Source organism: Victivallis sp., assembly GCF_048170485.1.
Lineage (GTDB): Bacteria > Verrucomicrobiota > Lentisphaeria > Victivallales > Victivallaceae > Victivallis.
Genome location: NZ_DBEXAY010000089.1, coordinates 1 through 9596, shown reverse-complemented (window position 1 = coordinate 9596; position 9596 = coordinate 1). Strand labels below are relative to the sequence as shown.

Annotated in this window: 11 protein-coding genes; 5 read left to right on the top strand and 6 right to left on the bottom strand. The window is 62.0% G+C overall.

Features of this window, described 5'->3' with window-relative positions:
* The 5 genes from ACMLHG_RS04835 to asnB all read right to left on the bottom strand — a co-directional run.
* Nucleotides 1–265, bottom strand: a 265-nt coding sequence (locus ACMLHG_RS04835; protein WP_417169733.1) for a DnaJ domain-containing protein, incomplete at its 3' end; no start/stop codon positions are given.
* Between the two features lie 9 nt (nt 266–274).
* Complete coding sequence (locus ACMLHG_RS04830) at nt 275–889, bottom strand: nucleotide exchange factor GrpE (protein ID WP_295807276.1); 615 nt, start codon at nt 887–889, stop codon at nt 275–277.
* Nucleotides 890–1024: 135 nt separating this feature from the next.
* A complete protein-coding gene (locus tag ACMLHG_RS04825) occupies nt 1025–1693 on the bottom strand; it encodes a M48 family metallopeptidase (protein ID WP_294434393.1) in 669 nt (222 codons plus the stop codon).
* On the bottom strand, nt 1690–2619 hold the full coding sequence (trxB, locus tag ACMLHG_RS04820; protein WP_294434390.1) for a thioredoxin-disulfide reductase: 930 nt from the start codon (nt 2617–2619) through the stop codon (nt 1690–1692). The genes ACMLHG_RS04825 and trxB overlap by 4 nt, the downstream gene beginning before the upstream one ends.
* A gap of 16 nt (nt 2620–2635) precedes the next feature.
* Nucleotides 2636–4534, bottom strand: coding sequence for an asparagine synthase (glutamine-hydrolyzing) (gene asnB / locus ACMLHG_RS04815; RefSeq protein ID WP_417169732.1), 1899 nt, complete (start codon nt 4532–4534; stop codon nt 2636–2638).
* A gap of 194 nt (nt 4535–4728) precedes the next feature.
* Between asnB and thiL the strand changes: the two genes are divergently transcribed.
* The 4 genes from thiL to ACMLHG_RS04795 all read left to right on the top strand — a co-directional run bounded on the left by thiL (nt 4729) and on the right by ACMLHG_RS04795 (nt 7156).
* Nucleotides 4729–5628 carry a thiamine-phosphate kinase gene (gene thiL / locus ACMLHG_RS04810; protein ID WP_295807284.1) on the top strand — a complete coding sequence of 300 codons (900 nt, stop codon included), beginning with the start codon at nt 4729–4731 and terminating at the stop codon, nt 5626–5628.
* Complete coding sequence (tsaE, locus tag ACMLHG_RS04805) at nt 5618–6049, top strand: tRNA (adenosine(37)-N6)-threonylcarbamoyltransferase complex ATPase subunit type 1 TsaE (RefSeq protein ID WP_294434382.1); 432 nt, start codon at nt 5618–5620, stop codon at nt 6047–6049. The genes thiL and tsaE overlap by 11 nt, the downstream gene beginning before the upstream one ends.
* 26 nt (nt 6050–6075) lie before the next feature.
* Nucleotides 6076–6831 (top strand): CPBP family intramembrane glutamic endopeptidase, encoded by a 756-nt coding sequence (locus ACMLHG_RS04800; protein WP_417169731.1) that lies wholly within the window; start codon nt 6076–6078, stop codon nt 6829–6831.
* Nucleotides 6832–6994: 163 nt separating this feature from the next.
* Nucleotides 6995–7156, top strand: coding sequence for a hypothetical protein (locus ACMLHG_RS04795; RefSeq protein WP_367170016.1), 162 nt, complete (start codon nt 6995–6997; stop codon nt 7154–7156).
* Nucleotides 7157–7425: 269 nt separating this feature from the next.
* Here ACMLHG_RS04795 and ACMLHG_RS04790 read toward each other — a convergent pair whose 3' ends face one another.
* Nucleotides 7426–9159: a DUF5696 domain-containing protein gene (locus ACMLHG_RS04790; RefSeq protein WP_295807294.1), complete on the bottom strand. Its 1734-nt coding sequence runs from the start codon at nt 9157–9159 to the stop codon at nt 7426–7428.
* Between the two features lie 225 nt (nt 9160–9384).
* Between ACMLHG_RS04790 and ACMLHG_RS04785 the strand changes: the two genes are divergently transcribed.
* The coding region (locus tag ACMLHG_RS04785; protein ID WP_417169730.1) for a winged-helix domain-containing protein at nt 9385–9596 on the top strand (212 nt) is incomplete at its 3' end.

Genomic DNA, 9596 nt, shown 5'->3' with positions numbered 1-9596 from the left:
GGAAATCCGCGCCGTTCGCGCCGCCGCCGGCCGTCCCGTGGCTGGTGTAGGCGTCGTGACCGAGCTGGTCGTACTGCCGCCGTTTCTCCGGATCGCTCAGGACCTCATAGGCGAGCGAGACCTCCTTGAATTTCTCTTCGGCAGCCTTGTCGCCCGGATTTTTGTCCGGATGATACTTGATCGCAAGTTTCCGATATGCTTTTTTCAGTTCATCTGCGGTGGCGTTTTTCGACACGCCGAGCGTCTGGTAATAATCCTGTGCCATGATGACGGGTTACTCCTTCTGCTCTTCCGACTCAGTAGTTTCCTGCGGGGCCGGTCCCGAAGAGACCACGACGCGCGCCGGGCGGAGAAGACGTTCCCCCAGCGTGAAGCCACCCGACCACTCCCGGATAATCTTCCCCTCCGGAACTTCATCGGAGGCTTCGTGGGCGGCCGCTTCATGATATTTCGGGTTGAAATCGACCCCGACGGTCGCAATTTTCTTCACCCCGAGTTCGTCGAACGCCTTGTGGAATTCGCCGATGATCATATTGAGCCCCTGACGGATGGATTCGATATTGTCCGACTTCTCCGCGGCGGTTTTCGCCATGCCGAGGAAATCGAAGACCGTCAGAAACGGTTCCAGCGTCCCCGCGGTGCCGCAGAGGCGCGCTTCGGAAATATCTTTCACCACCCGCTTTCGATAGTTCTGGTAGTCGGCTTCGAGGTACATCAGTTTCTCTTTGAGAGCCTGAAGTTCCGCAGTGAGTTTTGCCGTCTCCTCCTGCGCGGTGTTTGCATCGCCGCCTTCCTCTTCTTCCGGAAGGACTTCCGGAAGATTTTCGTCGACCGGAATCTGATCCTCATCTTCCGGAACGTCGGGATTCGGATGTTTTTTGTGTTTCATATGATGAATTGCTCCTTTGTATGTGTGTTCAAGCCGGAAAGATAAAATCCGGTTAATCTAATTAATATATAGGGAAAACGTCAAAAATCAAGGGGGAATTTCTGCGGATTACCCCGGAGCCGTTGAAAGAGGCGCTCACCAGCCGCTGTAGCGGAGCGAATTCTCGTTGAGATAAGCACGATGCTGTTCGAAGTCGGGACACATCCGCCGGACTTCCGCCCAGAACCGGTCGGAGTGGTTGAGTTCAAGCCGGTGCGCCAGCTCGTGGATGACCACATAATCGATCACTTCATCGGGGCATTGGATCAGCCGCCAGGTGAAATTGAGATTCCCGTCGCTGCTGCACGACCCCCAGCGCCCCGAGGCGCCGCCGATGCGGATGCTCCGGTAGGTGATGCCGAAGCGCGCCGCAAGTTCCCCGGTCCGCTGTTCCAGATGGGAAAGGGCGAGCTGGCGGTAGAGTTTTTCCAGCGATTTTTTCACCTCTTCCGGCGTTCCGGCGGGAACCAGAAACGCTTCATCGAAACAGAGAAGCCGGCGGCTGAACTTCAGCGGATACCAGCGGCCGCGCAGCAGAAAGAACTCTCCCTCTTCGAAACGGAAGCGGGGCAACTGACGGCGGACCGCCTCTCCCCGTTTCCGGAGCGAGGCGATCAGCTCCGGATTGCGGGCGAGAACCGCTTCGATGCGGCTGCGGGGAAACCCCTCCGGCGCACGCACCTCCAGCATTCCATCCTCGGGGCGGATGGTGAGGGAGATCCGGGTGCGGCGCGGAGAGTAGACGACGACAAAAGGAGGAATCACTGTCTGGATTCCAGGTAGCGCTCCGCATCCATTGCGGCGCGGCAGCCCATTCCGGCTGCCGTTATCGCCTGGCGGTAGTGCGGATCCGCGCAGTCCCCGGCGGCGAACACGCCGGAAAGATTGGTGCGGGAGCTGCCGCCCTCCACAATCACGTACCCCTGCTCATCCAGCCGGATGAACTCTTTGACAAGTCCCGTGTTGGGCACGTGCCCGAGAGCGGCGAAATATCCTTTGCAGGCGATTTCGGTGATGGAGTTGTCCTTGAGGTTCCGCACCCGGACCCCTTCCACCGACTTTTCGCCGAGAATCTCATCCACGGTGCTCGACCAGACGAAGGTGATCTTCGGGTTGGCTTTGGCGCGTTCCGCCATGATCGGCGAGGCGCGCAGCTCGTCGCGGCGGTGAATGACGTAGACCCGGCTGGCGAAGCGGGTCAGAAAGTTGGCCTCCTCCATCGCGGAGTCGCCGCCGCCGATCACCACGACCGGAACATCCTTGAAAAATGCTCCGTCACAGGTGGCGCAGGCCGAGACCCCGTGGTTGCGCAGCCGGTCCTCGGAGGGCAGCCCCAGCCAGCGCGGACTCGCCCCGGTCGCCAGAATCAGCGCCTGAGCTTCGACCTCATCGCCGGTGGAAAGGATCAGTTTCTGCATTTTTCCGTCAGTCAGTTCAAACCGTTCGACGACGTCGTACTCCACCCGGGTGCCGAATTTTTCCGCCTGCTGCTGCATGGCGGTAACCAGATCGAAGCCCAGCACACCGTCGGGGAAGCCGGGGAAGTTCTCCACTTCGGTCGTCTGCGTCAGCAGGCCGCCGGGCTGCAGGCCGGCAAAGAGCAGCGGCTCCAGATTGGCGCGTGCCGCGTAGATGGCGGCGGTGTAGCCGGCCGGACCGCTTCCGACAATGACCAGTTTTTCCTGTTTCATAGTGACAGCCTCCTCTTCATTTATTGCGGGCCAGGAACAAAGACAGAACCAGCAGATTCCACAGAATGTAGCTGAAATCACGCCGCCCGGACTGATGGGCCAGCCAGAGCGTGGTCAGCGGTTTTGCGTTGATGTAGCCGCCGGAAATCAGGGCGCCGTCGAACAGCGTTTCCCGGGCCGGTTCCCGCCAGGCCCCGCGCAGCCAGGCGGCCAGCGGAATTCCGAAGCCACGTTTCGCATGGTTGCGGATCGACTCCGGAACCTGTTCGGCAAAGGCGGCTTTGAGAATGTGTTTGCGCGATCTGCCGGGCATCTTGTAGTGTTCGGGCAGACGGGCGGCAAACTCCACCACCTCCCGGTCGAGGAACGGGGAACGGACCTCCAGCCCCACCGCCATCGACGCGATGTCCACCTTGGAGAGAATGTCTCCGGGCAGATAGGATTGCAGATCGAATTCCGAACAGCGTTCCACCTGATCCGGCGCGGTCATCTCCCAGCGGATCGCTTCGAAGGTGTCTCCCGAATCGTGAGCGAGCGCTCCCCGGAGCCGCTCCCCGAAGAGGGTGCGTTTGACCGAGGCCGGGCAGCGGTTGAGCAGGTTGAAGTAGCGGTTCTCCGACGAACTGCCGAGGGCGGCGAACATGCGCCGGAAGCGGCCGGTTCTGCTCCGCTCTCCGTTGTCCGGCAGGAGTGTGGTCAGGAACTGAAAGAACGGCCGGCGCAGTGCTACCGGGAAGAGATCGACCCGGGCGGCGTACCGCATGGCCAGATAACGTTCGTAGCCGGAAAAGACCTCGTCGGCGCCGTCTCCGCCCAGCGCCACCGTCACCCGTTCCCGGGCGAACCGGCTCAGAAGGTAGGTCGGCAGCATCGAGGCGTCGGCGTAGGGTTCGCCGTAGTGGGCGAGCAGTTTTTCCAGCAACGGAAAATCGCATGGATTGACCACCTGTTCGAAGTGGCGCAGCGCTCCGCCGGTGAAGGTGTTGATGGAGCAGGCTGCCTCCGCGGCCCGGTGACGTTCGTCGTAACGTTTGTCTTCGAAGCCGATGGTGAAGGCGTCGGTTTCCGCCGGCGCGCGCAGTTTGGCCATGAGTCCGGCGACGATGGTGGAGTCGAGCCCGCCGGAGAGGAAGACGCCGCAGGGGACGTCGGCCATCAGCCGCTTCGCCACCGCCTTCTCCACGAGCCGCCGCACTTCGCCGGCGGCCTCCTCGAAGGGGAGCTCCTGCTTCAGCGAATAGTCGAGATGCCAGTAACTGCGGATGGATACGGTCCCGTCCGCACAGCGCAACTCCAGAAGGTGCGCCGGCGGCAGTTTTCTCACGTTGCGGTAGACCGTGTTGGGACTGGGGATGTACTGCAGCGAGAGGAAGTCGCTGATCGAATCGCAGTCAAGTTCGCGCGGCATGGCCGGGTGGCACTGCAGTGCGGAAAATTCGCTGGCGAAAACCAGCGTGTCTCCGGTCATGAAATAGAGCAGCGGCTTCTTGCCGAGGCGGTCGCGCGCCAGCAGCACCCGGCGCTTTTTCCGGTTGTAGACGGCAAAGGCAAACATGCCGTCGAGCATGGAGACGCATTCGCTGTCGTACTCTTCGTAAAGATGCACCATCACTTCGGCGTCGGTGCCGGTGCGGAAACGGTGACCGCGCCCTTCAAGCTCTTCGCGGAGTCTCCGATAGTTGTAGATCTCCCCGTTGAGCACGATGCCGATCGTGTTGTCCTCATTGAAAATCGGCTGATGTCCGCCGGAGAGGTCGATAATGGAAAGGCGGCGGTGCCCGAGGGCGACCTCGTCATCCAGATAGGTTCCGGAGTCATCCGGGCCGCGATGAGCCTGCGCCTGATTCATGGCGCTGAGAATCCGGCCGGCCTCGGGGTCGGCATGATGATTGATAATTCCGGCAATCCCGCACATCTTCAGAATTCACCTGGCTTATAGGGTCTAACCTGTTCCGACTCAACCTGACAAATTGTGTCAGATTTCTGCCGCGACTGTCTTATTAATATAATGCCGCGAGGGGGATTTTACAAGGCCGGAAAACGTACCTTTCCCGTCTTTTGCGGGGAAAGGGGTTGCAATCCCGCCTCCGGCGGGGTATATTTTCCGGCATGATGCTCAATGAACGCCATATCCTTTCTCAGCTGCTGCCCGGACTGGCCGCCACGGAATCCGTTGCGGTCGGCCCCGGGGACGACTGCGCCGCACTGCGCACTTCCGGCGGCGGGCCGCTGCTTCTTGCCGCCGTCGATCAGGTGATTGCCGGGGTGCATTTCCTTTCGGAGGGGACTGCGCCGGAGAGGGCGGGGGCGAAACTTATGAAACGCAATTTGAGCGACATCGCCGCGATGGGGGGGACGCCCCGCTGGGCGCTGCTCGCCTTTGCCGCGCGCGGCTGTTCCGAATCCTGGGTGCTGGAGTTCTGCCGGGGAGCCGCCGATGCGGGAATGCGGTACGGCACCCCGCTGACCGGCGGCGATATCGCCGGTCTCGAACGGGATGGCGTCGCCGCCTCGCTCACCATCCTCGGCGAAGTGGAGGAGTCGGAGATCGTGCTGCGCCGGGGGGCGAAGCCGGGGGATCTGCTCTACGTCACCGGCTGGATCGGCAATTCGTTTCTTTCGGAGCATCATCTGGATTTCACCCCGCGGCTGGCCGAGGGGCGTTTTCTCGCGTCGCACCGGTTCGCCTCAGCCATGCTCGACATCAGCGACGGGCTTCTGCTCGACGCGTCGCGGCTCGCGGCGGCCTCGCAGGTGGCGCTGACGGTGGAGCAGGAGCGGATTCCGCTCCGGGCCGGAGCTGTTCCGGAGAGCGCCTGGAGCGACGGCGAAGATTATGAGTTGTTGTTTACGGTTCCGGCGGATGCCGCGGCGCAACTGGAGGCGGAGTGGCCGCCCGGATTTGCGCCGCTCACCCGGATCGGTTCCGTTTCGGCCGGTTCCGGCGAGGTGCTGGATCCCGAAGGAAATTCGTTGACGGAACACAGGAAAAGTGGTTATGAACATTGAACGGGAGTTGTTGAGCCGCTCCGAAGAGGAGACGGAGGCGTTTGCCGCACAGCTGGCGCATGAGCTGCCGCGCGGCACGGTGCTGGCGCTGGAGGGGGACCTCGGCGCCGGGAAGACGGTTTTTTCACGCGGATTCGCCCGCGGTCTGGGGATTACCGAACCGGTATCCAGCCCGACCTACACGATCATTCAGGAGTATTCTCTGCCCGGCGGCGGGCGGCTTTACCACCTCGATCTTTACCGGATTGCGAATTCCGCCTCCGCGCTCGCGTTCGGCGTGGATGAGTTTCTCGACGATCCGGAGTCGGTCGCGCTGGTGGAGTGGCCGGCGCGGATTGCCGACATCCTGCCGCCCGGCACGCTCCGGGTGGAGATCGTGCATCTCTCCGAGAACGAGCGGCGGATTACGGTCCGCGGCTGATTCCGGGGCAGGGGGGGACAGACGCGATGCGGCTGGAGTTGTGGAACTGCATCCACCGGATTCCGTGGCGGCGCCGGATTTCTCCGTGGCGGCTGGCCGCTGCCGCCGGTTGTGCGCTGGCGATCTACTTTGCCGTCTGCGCCGTGGTGGGAGCGGTGCTTCATTTCTGCGCGACCGGCGACCGGCAGCTGTTGTGGACCATTGCGGTTCTCGGTGGAATCTTCGCCCAGCTGCCCGCCGGTGCCGGGCTGGTGCTCTGCTGCCTGGCCGCGCCGCCCGCGAAGCGTCTGCTCGCGGCCAAGCTGGGAATCCGTCCGCTTCGCCGGCGTGACTGGAAGGTGATCGGCGCATGTGTCGCGGCCAATCTGCTTCTCTGCGGCCCGGTCACCGGGGTGTGGGAGCTGATGCTCAACGCCTGTGACATCCCGTACCGGCGGGAACAGGAGCTCGCATTGATGATTGCCGACGGCTCCCCCCTGCTGATTGTTCTGCTGCTGGTCGGAGCGGTGATCGTCGCTCCGGTGGTGGAGGAGATCGGCTTTCGCCGGGTGTTGTTCGGCCTGTTCCGGCCGCTCGGCACGTGGCCGGCGATTCTGATGAGTTGCGCCGTCTTCTCTCTGGTTCACGGCTTCCTGCTGGGAATTCCGGGGCTCTTTCTGCTCGGGTTCCTCTTTCAATACGCCTATCTGCGGACCCGGAACCTCACCGCCGCCGTATTGCTCCACATGGTGGTCAATCTGATTGCGACGGCGGCGGCGCTCATCGAGCCGCTCTTTCGCTGAGCGTTCGAGGGCAGGGGGCGAGGAACGTCACTTTTGCCCGTAGTAGGCGTTGCTGCCGTGTTTACGCAATAGTGCTTCTCGATCAGCGTCTCCTTGAGCCGGGGCACATCGGGACGGATCTGTTCGGTGAGCAGCGCCATCCGGCTTCCCGGTGTCCAGACGGATGATCACGATATCTTCCGGACGGAGTTTGTCGTACTCCACGCCGGAGGGCATGACCGCGCACGGCGTCGAGCCGGTGGTGTCGATGGCGATGCCAGCCACCCGGGTGGCGTCCACCCCTTTGAGCACGTTGCGGATGACCGCCTCGGTCTCTTCCAGATAGTCCCGCGGGTGCTGGCGGAAACTGATTCGCCGCCGGGGCGCAGTATTTCCCCTGCGCCCAGCGGGCGTATTCGTGGACGCTGGTTGCGAACTGTTCGCCACTCGCCGCAACCAGCACGGCACGGACGCTGTCGGAACCGAAATCCAGACCGATCAACAGTTTTTCCATGCCCCCCCTTGGGGCTTGCAAGATTCTGTTTGCAATGCAATATAGCGCCGATTGCAACGGATGCAAGGCGCTCCGGAGGGCTTCCCGTGGATTTTCTTCCGTCAGGCGCGCCGGGGATCGAGGCGGAGGTACGAGTGCGCGGCCACCTCATGACCTTCCGCCTGCTGCGGGGTGGCGGAGTGGTTGATCAGCAGAACAGTGCCGTTGGAATACTCCACCCGCACCAGTCCGCCTCCAAGCCGTTCGTGCCGCTCGATGAATTCGAACTGCAGATCGCTCCGTTTGCTGAACTCCTCCGCACTCCGGGCGATGGCTTCCACGCAGCGGTCGAGCTCTTCGTCTGTTCCGCAGCTGCAGTCATCCTCGCCCATCCAGTTGTTGTTGGTCGTGGTGAATTTCGAGTAGAAGTAGTTCAGCGGGCGTCCGCCGCACTCCAGATTGCGCAGCATCTTTTCCGGGTCGGGGGAGATCGCCTCGTTGACGGTGCCGCAGTCGCTGTTGTAGGTGAGAATGCCGTGATAGACCAGGTGCCAGAGAGGAATCGCCTCGTCGCAGAACTGCGGCAGCGGCATATCCGGTTTGAACACCGCGTAGAGAACATAATCCATGTCGCCGATGCAGAAGTCCCACGCTCCTTCCGAACTGGAGGCGCCGCAACTTTCCCGTGCGAGCCGGAGCGTGCGTCCGCGCCATTCGCCCGCCTCCCGCCGGCTGAGCGGATGGGCCGGGTTGAAACAGGCATCCGGGCGCAGGATGCTCAGCACGTCGATGTAGTGGGTGCCGAAGAGATTCCAACGGGAAAACTCCGCAAAATCCTCCTTCGCGAACCGGTATGCCGCTTTCGGGCAGAGCCGGCGGCAGCGTCCGCCGCCCCAGCTTCCGCCATCGACCGGATTGCCGTCGGAATCCAGCAAAAGATCTTCCGGCGAGAGGCGGCTGGAGATGGAGTAGGAATCTATGTTGTTGGAGTGAAGTGAGATGAGGTATCCGTATTGCCGGGCAAGTTCAATCACTTTGTGCAGTCCGGCCTCACCGCCGAGCCGGGGTTCGACCGGCGCCCAGTCGGGCCAGCGGCCGTCATGGCCGGAACAGTTCCAGCCGACCAGGTTGAATTCGGCGTGACGGATGCCCCGGCGGTGAAAGCGTTCGATGATCTCGCACACCCGGTCGAAGGTAATGGCGACGTGAAGGGGCGGTTCGTTTTCCAGAGTCTGTTCCGGCACGGGGGAGGGGACCGGTTTCCACGCCAGCCGCAGCCGGACCATCGGGCCGAGCGCCGCCTCTCCCGCGGCCGGATAGCGGACGGCCCGTTCCCGCAGCGGCAGGCAGGCGCCGCGTTCGAGCTGGTAGCGCCGGTAGGCGCGGGCGGCAGCGGAGTAGGTCGGTTCATCAATTGGAAGAAGTTTTAGTTCAATGGCTTCATCCGGTTCGCCTTCCCATTGGAAACGGGGCGTCAGGTGGTAGGTGCCGTTGTGCAAACGGACGATGAGTTCATACTCCAGTGACATGCCGGAGACCACGGCGAGCACTCCCTTTCCGTCGCGGATCACTGCGAAGAACGGCATCGAATTGAAGCCAAAGTGCGTTTCCCCATCCGGGCGGTGACGGAAGCGGATTACGCCGCCCGGGCCGACGTTGTCGCACGCATTCTGCTGGATGTTCGGGACAAGGAAACAGCCGTCACTGCCTGCCGGGGCGGTGAACTCATCCAGTTCGATCTCGAGTGCGCAGGCTCCGGCGGGAATCTCCTCTTTCGGAATCTGGATCGTGTGATTCTGACAATGTGGCCGGGCCGGTTCCCGTCTGCCGTCTGCCCACTGGAAAAATGCATTCATCTGGTCTGCTCCCTGTTGTGGTTTTCTGGTCTTTTTCTATTGTAGGTCGGTTGGATGCACTTTGCAATGACGGACGCAACGATTTCTCTTGTTGTGTACAAAAAAAGGATGTTTTGTCCATCGCAATGGAACGATGCAGAATGAAATTTTCCGGAAATATTTTAAAAATGCGCTTGCAATTTTTCGGTCGCCGCGATAGTGTTTTCTCGACAGCAGGGAGGATGCATGCCGACGAAAAAGACCTACAGCATTCCGGCGTTAAAACGGCTGCCGGCGTATCTGCGGGAGCTCCGCCAGCTTCGGGAGGAGGGGCGGGAACGGGTTTCCAGCCCGGTGCTGGCCCGTGCCCTGCACATCGACACCATCTCCGCACGCAAAGATCTGGAAATGGTCGGCGTGGTCGGTTCGCCGGGGGTCGGATACCGGGTGCGGGAGCT